Here is a 19,103-nt window from a genome sequence, read left to right on the forward strand (position 1 = left end):
ACCGGGCGCAAATCGCCCTTCTCGCTTTATTCCGAAAAGGTCGTGACGTTCGAGGACGATCAGGGCGCCTATGACCAGCGCGACGCGGCGGGCTTCATCAAGCTCAACGCGCTGCGGCTGCGCCTGCTCGGCCGCCGCGACGGGCGCTGAACCCGGCCTCACGAAGATGAGCGACACGCCGCATGTCCCCTGGACGGCGGCGAAAGGCGGCGTGCTGCTCGCGGTGAAGGTGACGCCGCGGGCCGCCCGCACCCAGATCGTCGGGATCCAGCTGCAAGCCGATGGCCGGCCTGCGCTGGCGGTCCGCGTTGCTTCTCCGCCGGTCGACGGTGCCGCCAACGGGGCTTTGATCGCGTGGCTCGCCAAGCAGTTACGCGTTTCCCGCAGCGCCGTCAGCGTGCGCAGCGGCAGCACGGGACGCCTGAAGATTGTGCAGATTGACGGGGATGCGGCCGGCTTGGCTGGGGCGCTGGCCGCACTGGTGGATGGCGACGGGGGCTGAAGAGCGATTCGACCCGAGCGTGTGTGCCAGCCTATTAAAAAGGAACGTCACCCCAGCGCAGGCTGGGGTCCACGGACCGCGACACGCGCTGCACCGCTGGTGGGGAGCGACATGGATCCCAGCCTTCGCTGGGATGACGGTTGAGAGGTGCAACCGACTCAATTCGTGGTCATGTGTTCAGGGTCAGATAAAGATCATCCCAATCGGGATTGGCGGACGAGATGAGCTTGAGCTTCCAGCTGCACTGCCAGGCTTTCATCGCCTTTTCGCGGGCGATCGCTTCCTGGATGGTGGGGTAGGGCTCAACATGGACAAGTTGTGTCAGATCATAGCGCTTGCAGAAGTCGGCGCCCGTCCCGGACCGGTGCTGCGTGACCCGCGCGGCGATATCCGCCGTCACGCCGATGTAGAGCGTGCCGTTCGGACGATTGGTCATAATGTAGACGTAGCCGGGTTTCATCGGCGGCAGGGTGCGCGGAAAGGTTCGTGGATGCCAGCCTTCAGCGTAGGCTGAAGTTTATCCTGAGCGCCTGCCTTGCAGGCAGTCGAAGGGCTGGCATGACGTAAAGGAAGCTTCGTCACCCCAGCGGAGGCTGGGGTCCACGGACCGTGAAGCTTGCCCGAAATTTGATGGGACGGAACGCAGCCGCCCCTCAAAACCCCCAGTCGACGACCTCCCAGCCGCGTTTGGCGGCCATGTGGCGCAGGCCGCGACTCGGGTTTACCGCCACGGCGGTGTCAGCCCATTCCATCGCCGGCCAATCGGACACGTGATCCGAGTAGAAGCGCACCTTCACCTTGTCGCGGGCGAGACCCTGTTTCTCCATCCAGGCCTTGATCAGGCGCAATTTGGCAGGGCCGTAATTATTCTCGCCGTCGATCTTCGCGTGGATGATGTCGTCGAGGCCGGTGATGCTGCCGGTGGCGATGACATCGTCGAAGCCCAGCTTCGCGGCGATCGCCTCGACATAGAAGCGGTAGGAGGCAGTCGCGAGCACCAGTCGGCGGCCGGCGGCGCGATCCTCATCGATCTGACGCACGGCGCCGGGGTGAATGTTCGTCCGGATGACCAGATCGGCGAAGGCATCGACGGTGGGCGCCAGCCGAAGACGCGGCACTGCGCCGCCGATCAGCAGGCGCTGATTCCATTCCTTGAGCCGCCGGCGATCGATCAGCCGCAAGGCATAGGCGCCCATCGTCAGCGGTACGAGCGGCACCAGCGCCAGGCGCAGCGGATTCAGCGCCTTGGCTGCATGAAGCAGGAATGGCGTATAGGTGCCGGTGCGCGTGACCGTGCGGTCCATGTCATAAATCGCAAGTTCCATCATCGGCGGGTACATTCTCCTGCGCCGATCCATAGCGCCGACTGCGGTTTCGCTCGACACGAACCGATGCGCCGGTGCAAGGGCCAACAAGGAACATTACGTTTCCGTAAACGCCGCCGGCTGTGGCTCTGAAACGGCCGGTTGCGCTTTACGGTGCGTCCAATAGTCTGGCACATATGAGCGCACCCGCCGATTATCAGCTATCAGACGACGGCAAGACGCTCCGCTTTTCCGGATCGCTGACGCTTGCGCGGCTGGGCCAGCTGCCGCAGCGGCTGGACGATCTGGAGGCATCGCCCGACACGATCGATCTGGCGCCGGTCGAGCGGATGGACACGGTCGGCGCCTGGCTGGTCCACCGCATCGCGCGAGACGGCGATATCGCGATCGACGGCGCCAATCCCGATCAGGCGCATCTGCTGGAACAGGTTGCCGCGGCGGATCAGCCGCTGAAGATCCGGCCCGACACCCTGCCCGGCTTCAAACGCGTGCTGGGCCATATGGGCGAGGCGGTGGCACGATCCGGCACCACGCTCGTCGGCCTGGTCGGCTTTTTCGGCGCCGTGATGATCACCGTCTGGCATCTGGTGCGCAATCCGCGCCGGTTCCGCTGGAACGCCGTCGTCCGCCAGTTCGAGGTGGTCGGCGTCGACGCGCTTGGCATCATCGGCCTGATGAGCTTCCTGATCGGCATCGTCATCGCCCAGCAGGGCGCGATCCAGCTGCGCCAGTTCGGCGCCGAAGTGTTCACGATCAACCTGGTCGGGCGGCTCGACCTGCGCGAGCTGGGCGTGCTGATGACGGCGATCATGGTTGCCGGCCGATCCGGCTCCGCCTTCGCCGCGCAGCTGGGTTCGATGAAATTGGCCGAAGAAGTGGATGCGATGCGCACGATCGGCGTCGCGCCGATGGAGGCGCTGGTAATCCCGCGCATCCTGGCGGGCGTGACGATGATGCCGTTGCTGGCCTTCTATTCCGCCATGATCGGGCTGATAGGGGGCGGCCTGTTCTGCTGGCTGTCGCTGGGCATTCCGCCCGTCACCTTCATCGCACGGCTGCGGGAAGTCGTGCCGATCACCGATCTGTTGCAGGGGCTGCTGAAAGCGCCGGTCTTTGGGCTGATCATCGCGACCGCGGGTTGTTTCCAGGGCATGCAGGTCGAGGGTAATGCCGAGGCGGTCGGCCTGCGGACCACCGCCGCCGTCGTGCAGTCGATCTTCCTGGTGATCGTGCTGGATGCCTTCTTCGCCGTCTTCTTCGCAGCGATCGGGTGGATATGAACGCGCAGAGCGGCACGAACCCGGCCCGGTCCGCCAAGGGCGAAACCGTTATCTGCGTGCGCGGGCTGACCAACAGCTTTGGCGACCAGGTGGTCCACGACAAGCTGGACCTGGACGTGCGGCGCGGGGAGATATTGGGCGTCGTCGGCGGATCGGGCACGGGCAAGTCGGTGCTGATGCGCTCCATCATCGGCTTGCAGGAGCCGCAGGCGGGCGAGGTCGAGGTGTTCGGCGAGCCGATGATCGACCGCGACGACACGGAAGCGCGCGACGTGCGCCGGCGCTGGGGCGTGCTGTTCCAGGGCGGCGCGCTGTTTTCGACGCTGACCGTGGCCGAAAATGTGCAGGTGCCGCTGCGGGAATATTTTCCCCGCCTGGAGCCCACCCTGCTGGACGAAATCGCCGCCTATAAGGTGACGATGACCGGCCTGCCGCCCGATGCCGGGCCGAAATTTCCATCCGAACTGTCGGGCGGCATGCGCAAGCGCGCCGGCCTCGCGCGCAGCCTCGCGCTCGATCCGGAGCTGCTGTTCCTGGACGAGCCCACCGCCGGGCTCGATCCGATCGGTGCGGCCGCCTTCGACGATCTGATCAAGAGCCTGAAGGAAACTTTGGGCCTCACCGTCTTCCTGATCACGCACGATCTAGACACGCTCCACGCCATTTGCGACCGGGTCGCGGTGCTGGCGGATCGCAAGGTCGTGGCGGTCGGAACGATCCCGGAATTATTGGCGTTGGACCATCCGTGGATTCAGGAATATTTCAACGGCCCGCGCGGACGCGTCGCGCAGGCCGCGGCGGATCGCCAGGCGGAACAGGATCCGGCTGAAAATCTCAAGCGACGCCGGGCGGCGATGGACTCCGCCGGCGGCGACTCTGCGGTGAAGGATATGGGGGCGTGATACGCTGATGGAAAACCGCTCGAATCATGTCCTTGTCGGCGGGGTCGTGCTGGCGCTGATCGCGATCGCGCTGGCCTTCACCGTGTGGCTCGCCGGCTTCGGCGGCAGCGACGACAAGAAGTTCGACATCCTGTTCAAGACGTCGGTCGACGGCCTGGCCAAGGGCTCGGCCGTCACCTTCTCCGGCGTGCCGGTCGGCAAGGTCGACGAGATCGTCGTCATGCCCGACCAGCCCGAACTGGTTCGGGTGCGGATCGCCGTGAAGCGCGACACGCCGATCCTGCAGGGTACCACCGCCACCATCGCCGGCGTCGGCTTTACCGGCGTGTCGGAGATCAACCTGGACGGCGCCGTCACCGGTGCGCCGCCGATCGATCAGCCCGGCCCCTTCGGCCTGCCGCTCATCCCACCCAAGGCGGGCGGCCTGGGCGCGCTCCTCAATAATGCGCCCGCTCTCCTGGATCGGCTGAGCAGCCTGACCGAGCGGCTGACCGACCTGCTCAACCCGCAGAACCAGCGTTCGATCAGCAATATCCTGGCGCATCTCGACACGATTTCGGGCGCGCTGGCCAACCGCAGTGGAGATATCGCCGCGACGCTGGCGGACGCGCATGTCGCGATCAAGCAGGCGGGCGACGCGGCCGAGAAGTGGGGTCAGCTGGCCGATACGACCAACAGCAACGTGAAGCCGCTGCTCGCCAATCTGAACGATGCGGTGGCCAGCGCCAAGCACAGCATGGCCAATCTCGACTCGGCGATCACCGATGCCAAGCCGGGGCTGAAGGCGCTGTCGACGCAGACGATCCCGGCCGTGAACCAGCTGATTCGCGATCTGGGCCAAACCGCGGCGGCACTGTCGGCCGTCTCCAGCAAATTGGATAATGGGGGCGCCGGCGGCCTGCTGGGCGCTCCCAAGCTCCCCGATTACAAGCCGAGGAAGTGATGCAGAAACCGAAGCTCGCTCTGCTGGCGCTCGCCGCCGCCCTGCCGCTGGCCGGCTGCATCAGCTTCAGCCCGAAGCCGCCGCCCCGGCTGATGTCGCTCTCCGCGACCACGCCGCTCGCGCCCGGGCCGGCGATCACGGCAGCCGACAACCGCGCCGTTGCGGTCGCGCCGTTCAGCGCGATCCCGCAGCTCGGCACCCAGCGCGTGCTCGTCACCGACGGCCCGACCGCCGTCGCCTATCTGAAGGGTGGCCTGTGGGCGTCGCAGCCGGCGACCTTGTTCCGTTCGCTGGTGGCGGAGACGATCACGGTGCGTACCGGCCGGGTCGTGCCCGATCCGCGCCTGCTGGCGATCCAGCCCGATACCCGCCTATCCGGCCAGCTGTCCGCCTTCGGGCTGGATGGCCCCGGACGCGCGGTAGTGGTGACGTTCGACGGCACCATCGCCCGCACCGGCAGCGACAGCATCCAGAGCCGCCGCTTCTCCGCCCGGGTGCCGGTGGCGTCGGAACAGCCGGACGTGGTCGCGGCCGCACTGAACCAGGCCGCCAATCAGGTGGCCGGCGACGTGGCGGACTGGATTGGCCGATAGGCTGGCTGGGTGCCCACCCATGGTGCCACCGCGACTTTGACGGCATAGCTCGCGAGACGCTTCATGGACCCCAGCCTTCGCTGGGGTGACGGGGGTTGTTTGGGCAGACGTTGCGGGTCATCGTCATGCCAGCCCTTCGGCTGCCTGCAAGGCAGGCGCTCAGGATAAAGTTCAGCCTACGCTGAAGGCTGGCCTCCACGGAACTGTTCCCTTGCCCTGCCGCTTGCCGGGCCAGACCGATCAGCCCAGGCTTTTCGAAACCTGCTCGCCGACATCCTTGGACAGGCCGGGCGTGCCCATGATCCGTTCCAGCTGCTCGCGCATCGCCGCCGCGCGGGTCGGTTCGTAGCGGCGCCAGCGGCCGAGGGCGGCAACCAGGCGCGCGGCGCTCTGGGGGTTCTTGGGATCGACCGCCAGGATCATGTCGGCCAGGAAGCGATAGCCGCCACCCGCCAGATCATGGAACGCGCGCTGATTGGCGGCGAACGCGCCGACCAGCGATCGCATGCGGTTGGGATTGGTCAGCGTGAAATCGGGATGTTGCACCAGTTTCTGCACTGCCGCCGGCGTATCGGGGCGCAGCGACAACGCCTGCGCGCTGAACCATTTGTCGAGCACCAGCGCGTCGTCGCGGAAGCGCGTGTAGAATTGCGCCAGCGCCTGTTCGCGTTCCGGTGAATCGCCATTGGCGAGCACGCCCAGCGCGCCCTGGCGATCGGTCATATTGTCGGCACCGGTGAACTGGTCATAGGCCAGCCGCGCCGCGTCTTCGGCCTCTGCCGCGGCGATATAGCCCAGCGCCACCGTCCGCAGGCGGCGCGCACCCTTGGCGCTCGGCGTATATTCGTAGCGATTGGCGTGATGGGCGGCATAGGCATCGCGCCAGCCGTCGATCATGGTCGTCCCGATCGCCGCCCGCAGCGCATCCCGCACCTCGGCCACCTTATCGGGATCGACCTCCGCCAGCTGATCGCCGATCAGGGCTTCGGCCGGCAGCAACACCGCCTCGGCCTTGAACGCGGCATCGAGCGCAGGATCGGTCAGCGTGTTGCGGACTGCCTCCAGCACCGGGCCATGATCCGCCTTCCCGAGCGTCACGCCCGCGATCAGCGTGTCGAGCATCAGCTGTTGCATCGCTTCATAGCGCGCGAACGGATCGTCATCATGCGCCGACAGGAAGGCGAGCTCGGCCGGGCTGCGATCGCTCTCCAGCACGATCGGTGCGGAGAAGCCGCGATTGATCGACAGGACCGGCCTTTCGGCAAGTCCGTCGAACAACACTTCGCTCTTCGTCGCATCGAGCATGACGAGTTGCTCGGCTGCCACCGCGCGGCCGCTCCGCTCGCCCAGCAAAGCGACGCGCAGCGGGATCGGCATCGGCTGCTTGTCGGGCTGACCGGGCGTCGGCGGTACGAATTGCTCGAGCTTCAGCCGCGCGCGCCCGCCGGGCGCGTCATGCTCCAGCGACGCCTTGACCCGCGGCGTGCCGGCCTGGCTGTACCAGAGTCGGAATTGCGTGAGATCGGCGCCGGTCGCGTCTTCCATCGCCACCACGAAATCCTCGCAGGTCGCGGCATGGCCATCATGGCGATCGAAATACAGATCCGTGCCGGCGCGGAAGCCGTCCTCACCCAGGATGCTGTGCAGCATGCGGATGATCTCCGCGCCCTTATTGTAGACCGTCGCGGTGTCGAAGTTCGAGATCTCGATATAGAATTCGGGACGGATCGGATGGGCCAGCGGGCCGGCATCCTCCGGAAACTGGGCGGCGCGTAGCGCCCGCACATCCTCGATCCGCTTGACCGCGGGCGAGCCTTGATCGGCCGAAAATGCCTGGTCGCGAAAGACGGTGAAGCCTTCCTTCAGCGACAGCTGGAACCAGTCGCGACAGGTGACGCGGTTGCCCGACCAATTGTGAAAATATTCGTGCGCGACGACGCCGGCGATCGCGTCGAAATCCGCGTCCGTCGCGGTGTCGGCATCGGCCAATACGTAGCGCGAGTTGAAGATGTTGAGGCCCTTATTCTCCATCGCGCCGAAGTTGAAATCGCTCACCGCGACGATGTTGAAGATGGCGAGATCATATTCGCGGCCATAGACGCGCTCGTCCCACGCCATCGAGGCCTTCAGCGCGTCCATGGCGTGATGGGTTTTCGGAAGATCCGCCTCGCGCACCCAGATGCCAAGGGCGATGTCGCGGCCCGAGCGGGTGGTGAAGGTATCGCGGTTGGCGACCAGATCGCCTGCAACGAGGGCGAACAGATAACAGGGCTTGGGGAAAGGATCGCGCCAGACGGCGAAGTGGCGCCCGCCATCGGCATCGCCGCTTTCCACAGGATCGCCATTGGCAAGCAGGATCGGGAAGCGCGCCTTGTCCGCCTCCATCCGCACCGCATAGCGGCTGAGCACGTCGGGACGATCCGGAAAGAAGGTGATGCGGCGAAAGCCTTCCGCCTCGCACTGGGTGCACAGCAGACCGTTGGACTCATACAGGCCCATCAGCTTGGTGTTGGCCGATGGCGCGATCGCAACCTGCGTCTCGATCAGATGATCGTCGCCGGGCAAATCGATCACCAGATCGGCGCCATCCATCCGCCAGGCATCGTGCAGCTCCGCACCATCGATGGTGACGCGAGACGGCCGCAGGCCTTCGCCATTCAGCCGCAGCGGTTGGCTATGGGCGCCGTTCCGGTGCACCGTCAGCCGGGCGGTGACCAGCGTCTCTTCCGGATCGAGCCGGACATCGAGCGCTACATCCGGCACCAGCCATTCGGGCGGGCGATAATCCTCACGCCGGATCGGAGCGAGCGGGGCGGCGGCAGCAGTGGCAAGGGCGTCCATCCTTCGCATCTATGGTGGATGGAGGCCGGATTCCAGCTTTGCCGGCGCTGGCCAAAGCGAGCCGGATCGGCCACATCGGCGGCATGGCACGTCTTGTCTTGTTCGGGGCCGGCTATACCGGCACGCGCATCGCCGCCGCCGCAAGCGTGGGCGCCTTCGTGGTCGATATGGTCGGACGGGATGCCGCCCCCGAGGCGGTCCGCGCTGCACTCGGCGCCGCGACCCATGTCATCTCGACCGTACCGCCCAGCGAAGAGGCCGATCCGATCCTTGCCTTGTATGAGACGTCGATCCGGGAGGTGGGGTGGATTGGCTATCTGTCCTCCACCGGCGTCTATGGCGATACTGCGGGCGCCTGGACCGATGAAAGCGCGGCGCTGACGGGCCGGCGGGGCGGGCGGGTCGCCGCCGACCGCGCCTGGCAGGCGATCGGCGCGCGCGTCTTCCGTTTGCCGGGCATTTACGGCCCCGGCCGCAGCGCGATTGACCGGGTGCGCGCAGGCCAGGCCCACCGCATCGATCTGCCCGATCAGATTTTCTGCCGCGTCCATGTCGACGATATCGTGCGCGGCGTGCTGGCCGCATTCGATCGTGGTCCAGCCGGCGTCTATAATCTGGCCGATGATCTGCCCGCGCCGCAGAATGACGTGGTGGAATATGGCTGCCATTTGCTTGGGCTGCCGGTGCCGCCGTTGCGGCCGATGGAAGCGCTCAACCTCTCGCCTGCAGCCCGCGCCTTTTACGGGGAGAATCGGCGCGTCGCCAACGGCAAAGCCCACCGCCTGCTCGGCTGGCGCCCGCTTCATCCCACCTATCGCGAAGGCTTGCGCGAAATTCTCGCGGCTGGATAAGGCCGTGCGCGCACCGGCCGGGGAGTCGGCGGTCGGTGCGCGCAAGGCCATGCTACGCCCCTCACCGGTGCGGTCGAGTCCGAATCGCTCCGCCACGCCAAAGCGTGGTGGCTTCCGGCCAGATGGCCGATCGTCCCGCCCGCAACGGTTGATCGCGTATCGCGGTCAACCGCTTCTCCTGAACGGCGGCAGCGCCTAGCGTGGCGCGATGACCCCGCTCCCCTCTGTCGACAGCCTTGCCGCCGACGCGATCGCCCTGCTCGCCCGTCTGGTCGCATTCGATACCACATCGCGTGACTCCAACCTGGCGCTGATCGCCTTTGTCGAGGACCGGCTACACAGGCTGGGTGTGACCGCGACGCGCGTCCCCAACGCGGATGGCAGCAAGGCGAACCTCTATGCCACGCTTGGTCCCGCCAGCGCCGGCGGGGTCGTCTTGTCCGGCCATACCGACGTGGTTCCGGTCGACGGCCAACCCTGGACGAGCGATCCGTTCACACTGACCGAAAAGGACGGCCGCCTCTATGGGCGCGGCACGTGCGACATGAAGGGGTTCCTGGCGCTCGCGCTCGCGGCCGCGCCGTTCTTCGCCGAGCGCGATCGTCTGCGGCGGCCGATCCACCTCGCTTTCTCCTATGACGAAGAGGTGGGATGCCTGGGAGCGCCGGCCATGATTGCGGAAATCGCCCGCCACCTCCCTCGTCCCGATGCGGTGATCGTGGGCGAGCCGACTAGGATGGAGGTGGTGCACGGCCATAAGGGCATCACGTCTTATTACGTTACCGTCACGGGGCATGAGGCGCATTCCAGCCTGACGCATCTGGGTCTGTCGGCGAACATGGCCGCCATCCGGTTGATGCACAGCCTGAGCGAGCTTGCCGCGCGGCTGGAGCAACAGGCCGATCCCGCGTCTCCTTTCCTGCCAAAACATGCGACGTTGACGATCGGCCAGATCAATGGCGGAACCGCCGTCAATATCCTCGCCCGACAATGCGTGTTCGTGTTCGATCTGCGCTGCCCGCCCGGGACAGATCCGCAGGCCATCCTGGCCCCCTTCCTGGCTGAAGCACAAGCGCTGGATGCCGAGATGAAAGCCCGCTTCGCCGACGCCGGCGTGGCGGTGGTACGGCGCTCACTGACGCCCGCCTTCGCGCCGGAGCCCGATGGTGCGGCTGAGCGGATCGCACGACGGCTGGCGGGCGACAATGGGCCGCCGCGGGTGGTGGCCTATGCCGCCGAAGCCGGGCAATTTCAGGAAGCGGGCTTCTCCACCGTGATCTGCGGCCCCGGCTCGATCGAGCAGGCCCATCAGCCTAACGAATATGTCGAGCGCGTGCAGATGGAACGAGGTGCGGCCTTCATGCTGCGGCTGGCCGACATGCTGGCTGGGAATGATTGAGGCGCCTTGCCAGCGCCAATAGCGCAGCGGCAGGCACAGTTAAGCTCGCAGGAAGCGAGCCTAACTGCGGTAGTCGCTGAGGATATGGGTTAGCCGTGTCCCATCGAGGCCAGTTGCCCCAACAGCATCAGCGCGATCAACGCAATCGCGATCCAGAGCGGCCAGCGCACTTTGCGCCCGTCGCCCCGCCTTCTGGTCAGCCAACGCGAAATCAATAGCCCAACGGCAAAAATTACACCGTAGATCACTAAAAGTGACAGGAGGAAGCCAACGCCCACCCCCGCATTATAAGCAGCCGATTGGTCCACGTTGAATCCTCCCACCTGTGCGATAGCAGCTAGCATGCGGCATCATCGCCCGCAATTCATTGCGTGCAGCGGGTGCGGCGGAATCCTTCCTACATCCGAAAACTTGTCCGGATGTTGGCTGGGGACCAACTTTGTTGAGTAAATTCCCAAAACGACCATGATAAGGTAAGGCTGTCGCAGGAGAATTTCCCTATCAGACAGATTGCCGCCCTTCCCTACAAGACCGATGACAATGGCGCCGTGCGCGTGCTGCTGATCACCAGCCGCGAGACGCGGCGATGGGTCGTGCCCAAGGGCAATCCGATCCGCGGCCTGGCGAGCCATGAAGCCGCGGCGCACGAAGCGTTCGAGGAAGCGGGCGTCAGCGGCATCGCTTGCCCCACCCCGCTTGGCCAATACCGGTATCTGAAGAAGCGACGCAGCGGACAGATCAAGCGCGCCACGGTGGCCCTTTTTCCCTTGGCCGTGACCGGTCAGGCGGACGAATGGCCGGAGCAGGATGAGCGCGAAACGCAATGGTTCGATCTGCCCAGCGCGGCCGCGGCCGTGGACGAACCCGACCTCGGTCGGCTTATCGAGGGGTTCCGCGCGCCGTTGCGTCCTACTGGACGGCGCGAGCGGTTGTTGTCATGGGCGCGCAGACAAGGGGAGTATTTGCCAATGTTGCGCTGGTTCCAGGCGCTTATGCCCAAACAGGGCCGTTTCTTCGACCAGTTCGAAGATCACGCCGCGACGCTCGTCGCCGGCGCCGATGCGCTTGCGCGCCTGCTGCAGGGCGGCCCCGACATCGCCGCGCACGTCAAAGAGATTTACGATCGCGAACATGAAGCGGACGATATCACGCGCGACGTGTTGCAGGACGTGCGCCGCATCCTGATCACGCCGTTCGATCGGACCGCCATCACCGGGTTGATCGCGGCGATGGACGACGCCATCGATCAGATGAACGGCACGGCCAAGGCGATCACGCTGTACGAGCTGTCCGAATTCCAGCCGCAGATGCGCGACATGAGCGGCATCATCGTCGAAGCCGCGCGGGTGACGTCCGAAGTGATGCCGCTGCTGCGATCGATCGGCGACAATGCCACCCGCATTCTCGAGCTGACCGCCCGGCTGGTGCAGCTGGAAGGCCATGCCGACGAGATCCACGATTCCGGCCTGAAGACCCTGTACAAGGCGGCCGAGGGCGACGAGAAGCCGATGTTCTTCATCGTCGGCCGCGAAATTTACGGGCATCTGGAACGCGTCGTCGATCGGTTCGAGGACGTCGCCAACGAGGTCCAGGGCCTCGTACTCGACCACGCCTGACATGAAGACCGAATTCACAACCGTTCGCCCCGAGCGAAGTCGCGGGGCATTGCCGAGCGTAGCCGAAGCCTTCTCGACATCGCGTGAAAACGCGTCTCGACGTCGCTCGACACGAACGAATTCTGGCGTAGACGCACCCCGATGACGCATCTCGCCCCGATGTTGCTGTTCGGGCTGATCGGCATCGCCTTGCTGTTCGATCTGCTGAACGGCTTGCACGACGCCGCCAATTCGATCGCCACGGTCGTCTCCACGCGCGTGCTGAGCCCCCAGGTCGCCGTGGTCTGGGCGGCGTTCTTCAACTTCATCGCCTTCCTGGTGTTCAGCCACAGCGTCGCGTCGACGATCGGCAAGGGCACGATCGCGCAGGACGTAATCGACGCGCAGGTCGTGTTCGGCGCGCTGATGGGGGCGATCAGCTGGAATCTGATCACCTGGGGCCTTGGCATCCCCTCCTCCTCCAGCCACGCCTTGATCGGCGGACTGGTCGGCGCCGGTACCGCCAAGGGCGGCCTGGGCGCGATCGTCTGGTCCGGCGTCGGCAAGACCGTCGCTGCCATCTTCCTGTCGCCGCTGCTCGGCCTGGTGCTAGGGCTGGTGATGGTGCTGATCACCAGTTGGCTGTTCGCGCGCAAGACGCCTGCCATGGCCGATGGCCTGTTCCGAAAACTCCAGCTCGTCTCGGCCGCCGCTTATTCGCTCGGCCATGGCGGCAATGATGCGCAGAAGACGATGGGGATCATCACCGTGCTCCTCTATTCGCAGGGGATGCTGTCCGGCGAATGGCATATCCCGCTGTGGGTCGTGATCTCCTGCCAGGCGGCGATGGGCATCGGCACGTTGGTCGGCGGCTGGCGCATCGTCCACACGATGGGATCGAAGATCACGCGGCTGACCCCTCGGCAGGGTTTCTGTGCGGAGACGGGCGGCGCGATCACGCTGTTCCTGGCGACTTTGGGCGGTATTCCGGTCTCGACCACGCACACCATCACCGGCGCGATCGTCGGCGTGGGCGCGGCGCGGCGCATGTCGGCGGTCCGCTGGAGCGTCGCGTCCAGCATCGTCGTGGCCTGGTTCGTGACCCTGCCGGCGGCGGCGCTGGTCGGCGCGGCTTTCTACGAGCTGACGCGACTGTTTTGAACACCTTAGAACCAAAGCCGTTCGTGCAGAGTAGAGACCGAGCAGGCCTGCAAGGCCGTATCGAGGGCTCGTATCGAAGCACGTCATTCCCAGGATCCTTCGATACGGGCCCTCGATACGCTGCAGTGCAGCTACTCGGTCCCTACTCAGGATGAGCGGATGGGAGGTGGGGCTGTTCTAGCGCACGGGATTCACGCCGCGCCCCGTCTGCTGTAGGATGCCCCGCATGACGCCCGTGCTTTCCGTATCCCGCTCCATCCTTGGCCAGCCCTGGCGGTGGCGCGGGTTGGAAGGGGAGCGGCGGGATGCGGGGTTCGCGCCCGACGATCTGGTGACACAATTGCTGCTGGCGCGCGGGGTCGATCGCGATGCGTTGGAGCAGCATCGCACCCCCACCATCCGTGGCTTCATGCCGGATCCGTCGATCTTCCGTGACATGGATGTCGCCGCCGAACGGCTGGCGAAAGCGGTCCTGGCCACGGAAGCCGTCACCATCTTCGGCGATTATGACGTCGATGGCGCGACGTCGGCCGCTTTGCTGATCCGGCTGCTGCGGGAGCTGGGGCTGGACCCGCAGGCCTATATTCCGGACCGTCTGATGGAGGGCTACGGCCCATCGGGCGAGGCGCTGGTCAAGATCGCGCGCGGCGGCGCCCGGCTGATCGTGACGGTCGATTGCGGCGCGCAGGCGTTCGACGCGCTGGATATGGCGGCGGCCGAGGGTGTCGATGTGGTCGTGGTCGACCATCACAAATGCGCGGCGGCGCTGCCCAAGGCGCTGGCGCTGGTGAATCCCAACCGTCTGGATGAGGAAGAAGGGGCGGCGCACGGCCATCTCGCGGCCGTCGGCGTCGCCTTCCTGCTCGGCGCGGCCCTGATCCGTACGCTGCGCGCGCGGAGATGGTTTGCCGACCGGCCCGAGCCGCGGCTGATCGACCTGCTCGATCTGGTGGCGCTCGGCACGGTGGCGGACGTCGCCCAGCTGAAAGGCCTCAATCGCGCCTTCGTGGCGCAGGGGCTGAAGGTGATGGCGCAGGGCCGCAATATCGGCCTGACGGCGTTGGCCCGCGCCGCCGGCCTGGTAAAGGCGGTGACCTGCACCGATCTGGGCTTTGCGCTGGGCCCGCGCATCAACGCGGGCGGGAGGGTCGGCAAGGCGGATCTGGGCGTCCGGCTGCTGACCACCACCAGCGAGAGCGAAGCCGAACAGATCGCCGCCGAACTCGACCGGCTCAATGCCGAGCGGAGGGCGATCGAAGCGGCGGTCACGGAAGCCGCCGAGGCCATCGCCCAGCATCAAGGCAACCGTGCCGTCGCGGTCGTTGCGGGGGAAGGCTGGCATCCCGGCGTGATCGGCATCGTCGCGGGACGGCTGAAGGAAAAGTTGGGCCGGCCCGCGATCGTCATCGCCCTGGACGAACAGGGTGTCGGCAAGGGCTCCGGCCGCTCGATCAGCGGCGTCGATCTCGGCGCGGCGGTGCTGGCGGCCAAGGATATGGGTCTGCTGGTGGCGGGCGGCGGCCATGCCATGGCGGCCGGCCTCACCATCGCCGCCGACTGCATCGATGCCTTCGCCGATTTCCTGGACGCGCGCCTGGCCGAGGGCGTCGCCCGTGCCCGCGACGACCGCGCGCTCCTGCTCGATGCGGTGCTGAGCTGCGGCGGCGTGGCGCCGGCGCTGGTGGAAGCGCTGGAGGCGGGCGGCCCCTATGGCGCGGGCTGGCCGAGCCCGCGGGTGGCGGCGGGGCCCGTCCGCGTCATCAAATGCGATGTCGTCGGCAACGGCCATGTCCGCGCCGTCGTCGCCGGCGAGGACGGCAAATCGATCAAGACGATCGCCTTCCGCCCGGCGGACAGCGAACTTGGCCAGGCCTTGTTGGGGGCGGGCCCGCACCGCCGCCTGTGGCTGGCCGGACGGGCCAAGATCGACCTGTGGAATGGCGGATCCCAAGCCGAATTGCACATCGATGACGCTGCCTGGGCAGATTGATCGCACAAGAAACGCTCGCCACGATTGACCTCCCGGCCTTCGCCCCCTAAGCGGGCGCCCGGATGGCCCCTTCGTCTAGCGGTCTAGGACGCGGCCCTTTCACGGCTGAAACACGGGTTCGATTCCCGTAGGGGTCACCATCCACTGTCGGGCATGACAGTTTGGGCAGCATGCGCCTTCGTGGCACAGCACCTCCACCCATGGTCGACAAGCGCGCGCGCGTCGTGCGGCGCGTCAGCTGCGGACGCTCCGGTCGATGTGGACGCGGATGGCGTCGCGCCGCCAATATTCGTGCCCATATCCGACCACGCGGCCGTGCTTGGCCAGGCAGGGGCGCATATCGACCCGGTTGCGCGCTACCTTCAGGTCATAATGCTGGGTCGGGATCTGCGTAGTGAAGTGACGACGGCGATTGCCTCTGCGGATGCGGGCCGGTGCGCCGCGCAACTCGATCAATTGCTGCAATGGTTCGTGCTGGATTGGTGACAGCTGTGCGCGTTGCATGGCGTTTGCGGTGCAGGACGATCAGAGTTCCGCCAACTTGAGCAGACGTTACGCGCGGCGGCAACGCCGATGGCACAGCAGCTGATCATGCGCACCAACGGCGCGAGCGCCATGCTGGTATTAGAGGAACGCGTTCTGCAGCATCTGATTACGGACGATCCCCGCTCACGAGCGTAAGTATAGGGTGACGGTGCCGCCACCAGAACGCGGCGACACCATTTTCCAAGCGTTGTCTAGCGGCGGCAGAAGCCCCGGATACCGCCGAAATCGCCTTCCCTGAGCTCGACGCTGACACGGTCGGTGAGCTGTTCCGACGAGGCGCCCAGCATCAGGCGATACGAGCCGCTGGCGACGTGCCAGCAATTGCCGCGTTCATCCCAATCGGCGAACAGACGCGGATCGAGATCCACCGTCATCGTGCGCGACTGGCCTGGATCCAGCGCCGCCTTGGCATAGCCGACCAGCCGCATCGGCGACTGCCATCCCTGCCGCGACGCATAGACCTGACCGACCGCCTTACCGGCGACCGCACCACCATTGGTTGCGGTGAACGAGACGCGGACGGCGCCGCGATTCTCCACGGCCTGCAGATTGGCATAACCAAAGTTGGTGTAGGACAGGCCGAAGCCGAACGGGAAAGCCGGCGTCTCGCGGCGCGACTGGTACCATTTGTAGCCGACCAGTTCGCCTTCGCGATAGATGACGTCGCCCTTGGCCGGCGCCTCCGGACGGGGCAGCTGATTGGCGCTGCGCGGGAAGCTGACCGGCAGTCGGCCCGACGGATTGACCTGACCGGTGAGCACGCGCGCGATCGCGGCACCGCCGCCCGAACCCGGGAACCAGGCCGCCAGCAACGCACCGACCTTGCCGGCCCAGGGCGTGAGCACCGGGCCACCGGATTGCAGCACGACCACCGTCTTGGAATTGGCGTCGGCGACCGCACGGATCAACGCGTCCTGGTTGTCGGGCAGGCCGAGCGGCACGTCGAACGATTCGCCTTCCCACCGGTTCGCGAAGACGATCGCGACGTCGGCACCCCGCGCCGCGGCCGCGGCCTGCGCCGCATCGGTGCCGTCGACGAAGGTGATCGACGCGCCGGGCAGTAGCCGGCGCAATTCGGTGACCGGTGCGGACGGATAATACATGATCGGGCCTGGCCAGATCTTGGGTTCCAGATCGGGCACGGCATTGCCCTCGACCGGATAGACGAGCGAGGAGCCGCCGCCTGCCAGCACGCCCTTGTCGGCATAGCCGCCGATGACGACGATCTTCTGGGCAGACGCCACCAACGGCAGCAGGCGGCGCTCGTTCTTCAGCAGCACGATACCTTCTTCGGCCGCAGCCTGGCTGATAGCCTTGTCGGTGGCGAGCATGGCCGGCGAAAGATCCATCGGTGCGGCCTGGATCGGGTGATCGAACAGGCCGTGCCGGAACATGGCGTAGAGGATGCGCGACACCATCGTGTCGAGCTGCCCCGGGGTCACGCTGCCGTCCGCGAGCGCCTTCTTCAGATTCTCACCGAAATAAGGCTGTTCGTCGAAGGGATAGCCGGACTGCTGATCCAGGCCCGCAGCAATGGCGGGCGCGGTCGAATGGGTCGCGCCCCAATCGGACATGACATAGCCCTTGAAGCCCCAGTCACGCCGCAGGACGTCGGTCAGCAACCACGGGCTTTCGCATGCCCACGGCCCGTTGACGTGGTTGTAGGCGCACATCACCGATCCGGGATCGCCCTTGCCGATCGCGATTTCGAACGCGAGCAGGTCCGACATTTTCGCGGCCTTCGGATCGATCACCGAATTGCCGGCATTCCGATCGGTTTCCTGATCGTTCATCGCATAATGTTTCACGGTCGAGATGACGTGGTTGGATTGAATGCCCGCCATCTGCGCGCCGACCATGGTGCCGGCCAGCCACGGATCCTCCCCGCCATATTCGAAGTTGCGGCCGTTGCGCGGATCACGCGTGAGGTTGACGCCACCGGCCAGCATGACGTTGAAGCCGGAGGCCCGTGCCTCCGCCCCGATCATCGCGCCGCCCTGATAGCCGATCGCCGGATTCCAGGTGGCCGCTATGGCGAGGTTCGACGGCAAGGCCGTACGTCCGCGCTTCTGGGCCGCGCCGCCCTGGGTGGCGACCCCGATGCCAGCATCCGTCTGCCACTGCGCCGGAATGCCAAGGCGCGGGATACCCGGCAAATAACCTGCAGAGCCAAGGCGCGAGCCGGCGGGCGCGCGGAATTGCTTGGGCGGGAAATCGGTCGCGAACTGGCCGAACACCAGCGTCAGCTTCTCATCACGGGTCATGCGCGGCAGCAGCAGCGCCACGCGCGCTTCCGGCGTCAGCGACGTCTTCATCCATGGCCGCGCCGGCACGGCGCGCTTGGCGCGTGCGGCGGGTGCCGTCGACGCACCGACCGTGACGACCAAGGTGGCGGTGGCGATCGCCAAGGCCGCGAGACTGGACTTCATGACAATTCTCCCCTGTTGAACGGCGACGCTTTGCCTAAAGCAGCGCGCGCCTCGCCGTTTCATGACGGATATAGCGCAAAACCTCTTTAGCCGGACCGACGCCGCAGCGGCTAGACCGCATATGGTCGGGGTCAGCGCAGCACATCACTGTTTTCCGCCTGATCCACGATCCGATCCGCATCTTCCGGCAACAGCCAGCCATTGCGGAGCTGGGCCGCCGCGGCGGTGCGGACGCGCGCGACGAATCCGGCATGATCGGCATAGCGTTCTTCCAGAGAGGGCCGGGGATCGCGACTCGCCAGGCGGGCAGCGCGTGTCTTGGCAAAGGGGATGAAGCCGCCAATGAACCCGCAGCCGCCTCCTGCGCCATAGCCCGCGCGGCGGACGTTCCAGCCGGTGTAAGTGCCGATCGGCACCTGCAGCTGAACCGACGGGATGCCGGCTGTTTCATTGCCGTCCGCATTCACGCGCGGGACGCGCGAGGGAAGTTCACGAACCGCCGGTGGCTGACGCGTGATCGCGCCACTGACGTCGACATAATGGAAGTCGGGACCGAAATCATAATCGAGAAAGCTGTTGAGCTTCCCCTCCGGGGTCGGCGCACCGGGAATGGCGGGCCATCCCATCGCCCGTGCGGTCGGCGGGACCAGATCGCCCTGGGCGAGTGTCGGGTAGCGACTGGGCGGCGGTTCCTTGTCGGACGAGACCCAGTCGCGCAGCGCCTTCAGCAAAGCGCGCATCGTATC

At 66.1% G+C, this 19,103-nt stretch carries 17 protein-coding genes, 1 tRNA gene and 1 pseudogene; 12 read left to right on the forward strand and 7 right to left on the reverse strand.

What is annotated here, in order from left to right; genetic code table 11:
* Nucleotides 1–150: pseudogene (locus ACOJSI_RS12860) on the forward strand (argininosuccinate synthase); the annotation flags it as partial.
* A gap of 16 nt (nt 151–166) precedes the next feature.
* Nucleotides 167–502, forward strand: coding sequence for a DUF167 domain-containing protein (locus ACOJSI_RS12865; RefSeq protein ID WP_420138694.1), 336 nt, complete (start codon nt 167–169; stop codon nt 500–502).
* Nucleotides 503–671: 169 nt separating this feature from the next.
* Here ACOJSI_RS12865 and ACOJSI_RS12870 read toward each other — a convergent pair whose 3' ends face one another.
* Nucleotides 672–962, reverse strand: a complete 291-nt coding sequence (locus tag ACOJSI_RS12870) for a GIY-YIG nuclease family protein (protein ID WP_420138695.1) — start codon at nt 960–962, stop codon at nt 672–674.
* 193 nt (nt 963–1,155) lie between these two features.
* Nucleotides 1,156–1,830, reverse strand: coding sequence for an HAD family hydrolase (locus ACOJSI_RS12875; protein ID WP_420138696.1), 675 nt, complete (start codon nt 1,828–1,830; stop codon nt 1,156–1,158).
* Between the two features lie 173 nt (nt 1,831–2,003).
* On the opposite strand from ACOJSI_RS12875, the gene ACOJSI_RS12880 reads away from it, so the two are divergent.
* Genes ACOJSI_RS12880 through ACOJSI_RS12895 form a run of 4 tightly spaced genes read left to right on the forward strand, consistent with a single transcriptional unit; the run spans nt 2,004 to nt 5,545 of the window.
* The gene (locus ACOJSI_RS12880; RefSeq protein ID WP_420138697.1) at nt 2,004–3,107 is read left to right on the forward strand and encodes an MlaE family lipid ABC transporter permease subunit; all 1,104 of its coding nucleotides are present in this window, start codon (nt 2,004–2,006) and stop codon (nt 3,105–3,107) included.
* Entirely contained in the window at nt 3,104–4,009 is a 906-nt protein-coding gene (locus tag ACOJSI_RS12885) for an ABC transporter ATP-binding protein (RefSeq protein ID WP_420138698.1), read from the forward strand. The genes ACOJSI_RS12880 and ACOJSI_RS12885 overlap by 4 nt, the downstream gene beginning before the upstream one ends.
* Before the next feature lie 7 nt (nt 4,010–4,016).
* Nucleotides 4,017–4,952, forward strand: coding sequence for an MlaD family protein (locus tag ACOJSI_RS12890; protein WP_420138699.1), 936 nt, complete (start codon nt 4,017–4,019; stop codon nt 4,950–4,952).
* Complete coding sequence (locus ACOJSI_RS12895) at nt 4,952–5,545, forward strand: ABC-type transport auxiliary lipoprotein family protein (RefSeq protein ID WP_420138700.1); 594 nt, start codon at nt 4,952–4,954, stop codon at nt 5,543–5,545. Before ACOJSI_RS12890 ends, ACOJSI_RS12895 begins: the two co-directional genes overlap by 1 nt.
* 240 nt (nt 5,546–5,785) lie before the next feature.
* Here the strand turns inward: ACOJSI_RS12895 and pepN are convergent, their stop codons facing one another.
* Nucleotides 5,786–8,386, reverse strand: coding sequence for an aminopeptidase N (gene pepN, locus ACOJSI_RS12900; RefSeq protein WP_420138701.1), 2,601 nt, complete (start codon nt 8,384–8,386; stop codon nt 5,786–5,788).
* Between the two features lie 83 nt (nt 8,387–8,469).
* On the opposite strand from pepN, the gene ACOJSI_RS12905 reads away from it, so the two are divergent.
* Nucleotides 8,470–9,237 carry an SDR family NAD(P)-dependent oxidoreductase gene (locus ACOJSI_RS12905; RefSeq protein WP_420138702.1) on the forward strand — a complete coding sequence of 256 codons (768 nt, stop codon included), beginning with the start codon at nt 8,470–8,472 and terminating at the stop codon, nt 9,235–9,237.
* A 208-nt stretch (nt 9,238–9,445) separates the two neighbouring features.
* Nucleotides 9,446–10,636, forward strand: coding sequence for an acetylornithine deacetylase (argE, locus tag ACOJSI_RS12910; RefSeq protein ID WP_420138703.1), 1,191 nt, complete (start codon nt 9,446–9,448; stop codon nt 10,634–10,636).
* A gap of 89 nt (nt 10,637–10,725) precedes the next feature.
* On the opposite strand, the gene ACOJSI_RS12915 is transcribed toward argE, so the two are convergent.
* Nucleotides 10,726–10,944, reverse strand: coding sequence for a hypothetical protein (locus ACOJSI_RS12915; protein ID WP_420138704.1), 219 nt, complete (start codon nt 10,942–10,944; stop codon nt 10,726–10,728).
* A 192-nt stretch (nt 10,945–11,136) separates the two neighbouring features.
* Here ACOJSI_RS12915 and ACOJSI_RS12920 point away from each other — a divergent pair, with 192 nt between their 5' ends.
* The 4 genes from ACOJSI_RS12920 to ACOJSI_RS12935 all read left to right on the forward strand — a co-directional run bounded on the left by ACOJSI_RS12920 (nt 11,137) and on the right by ACOJSI_RS12935 (nt 15,522).
* The gene (locus tag ACOJSI_RS12920; RefSeq protein ID WP_420138710.1) at nt 11,137–12,252 is read left to right on the forward strand and encodes a DUF47 family protein; all 1,116 of its coding nucleotides are present in this window, start codon (nt 11,137–11,139) and stop codon (nt 12,250–12,252) included.
* 141 nt (nt 12,253–12,393) lie between these two features.
* The gene (locus tag ACOJSI_RS12925; protein ID WP_420138705.1) at nt 12,394–13,392 is read left to right on the forward strand and encodes an inorganic phosphate transporter; all 999 of its coding nucleotides are present in this window, start codon (nt 12,394–12,396) and stop codon (nt 13,390–13,392) included.
* Between the two features lie 226 nt (nt 13,393–13,618).
* On the forward strand, nt 13,619–15,382 hold the full coding sequence (gene recJ / locus ACOJSI_RS12930) for a single-stranded-DNA-specific exonuclease RecJ (RefSeq protein WP_420138706.1): 1,764 nt from the start codon (nt 13,619–13,621) through the stop codon (nt 15,380–15,382).
* Between the two features lie 64 nt (nt 15,383–15,446).
* Nucleotides 15,447–15,522 (forward strand) — tRNA-Glu (locus ACOJSI_RS12935).
* Nucleotides 15,523–15,616: 94 nt separating this feature from the next.
* Here the strand turns inward: ACOJSI_RS12935 and ACOJSI_RS12940 are convergent.
* The 3 genes from ACOJSI_RS12940 to ACOJSI_RS12950 form a co-directional block, all read right to left on the reverse strand.
* Nucleotides 15,617–15,886 (reverse strand): hypothetical protein, encoded by a 270-nt coding sequence (locus tag ACOJSI_RS12940; RefSeq protein ID WP_420138707.1) that lies wholly within the window; start codon nt 15,884–15,886, stop codon nt 15,617–15,619.
* A 233-nt stretch (nt 15,887–16,119) separates the two neighbouring features.
* The gene (locus ACOJSI_RS12945) at nt 16,120–18,357 is read right to left on the reverse strand and encodes a glycoside hydrolase family 3 C-terminal domain-containing protein (protein WP_420138708.1); all 2,238 of its coding nucleotides are present in this window, start codon (nt 18,355–18,357) and stop codon (nt 16,120–16,122) included.
* A 131-nt stretch (nt 18,358–18,488) separates the two neighbouring features.
* Nucleotides 18,489–19,103: alpha/beta hydrolase domain-containing protein (locus tag ACOJSI_RS12950; protein ID WP_420138709.1), on the reverse strand; the 615-nt coding region annotated here is incomplete at its 5' end.

Origin of the sequence: Sphingomonas sp., from assembly GCF_048595155.1 — a bacterium.
Taxonomy (GTDB): Bacteria; Pseudomonadota; Alphaproteobacteria; order Sphingomonadales; family Sphingomonadaceae; genus Sphingomonas_I.

Bases quoted from the DNA above. Each gene is read 5' to 3' on its own strand.
- ACOJSI_RS12940 (WP_420138707.1), bottom strand. From the start codon at position 15,886: ATGCAACGCGCACAGCTGTCACCAATCCAGCACGAACCATTGCAGCAA.
- ACOJSI_RS12885 (WP_420138698.1), top strand. From the start codon at position 3,104: ATGAACGCGCAGAGCGGCACGAACCCGGCCCGGTCCGCCAAGGGCGAA.
- ACOJSI_RS12865 (WP_420138694.1), top strand. From the start codon at position 167: ATGAGCGACACGCCGCATGTCCCCTGGACGGCGGCGAAAGGCGGCGTG.
- ACOJSI_RS12905 (WP_420138702.1), top strand. From the start codon at position 8,470: ATGGCACGTCTTGTCTTGTTCGGGGCCGGCTATACCGGCACGCGCATC.
- ACOJSI_RS12890 (WP_420138699.1), top strand. From the start codon at position 4,017: ATGGAAAACCGCTCGAATCATGTCCTTGTCGGCGGGGTCGTGCTGGCG.
- recJ (WP_420138706.1), top strand. From the start codon at position 13,619: ATGACGCCCGTGCTTTCCGTATCCCGCTCCATCCTTGGCCAGCCCTGG.
- ACOJSI_RS12880 (WP_420138697.1), top strand. From the start codon at position 2,004: ATGAGCGCACCCGCCGATTATCAGCTATCAGACGACGGCAAGACGCTC.
- ACOJSI_RS12945 (WP_420138708.1), bottom strand. From the start codon at position 18,357: ATGAAGTCCAGTCTCGCGGCCTTGGCGATCGCCACCGCCACCTTGGTC.
- argE (WP_420138703.1), top strand. From the start codon at position 9,446: ATGACCCCGCTCCCCTCTGTCGACAGCCTTGCCGCCGACGCGATCGCC.
- ACOJSI_RS12870 (WP_420138695.1), bottom strand. From the start codon at position 962: ATGAAACCCGGCTACGTCTACATTATGACCAATCGTCCGAACGGCACG.
- ACOJSI_RS12875 (WP_420138696.1), bottom strand. From the start codon at position 1,830: ATGATGGAACTTGCGATTTATGACATGGACCGCACGGTCACGCGCACC.
- pepN (WP_420138701.1), bottom strand. From the start codon at position 8,386: ATGGACGCCCTTGCCACTGCTGCCGCCGCCCCGCTCGCTCCGATCCGG.
- ACOJSI_RS12895 (WP_420138700.1), top strand. From the start codon at position 4,952: ATGCAGAAACCGAAGCTCGCTCTGCTGGCGCTCGCCGCCGCCCTGCCG.
- ACOJSI_RS12925 (WP_420138705.1), top strand. From the start codon at position 12,394: ATGACGCATCTCGCCCCGATGTTGCTGTTCGGGCTGATCGGCATCGCC.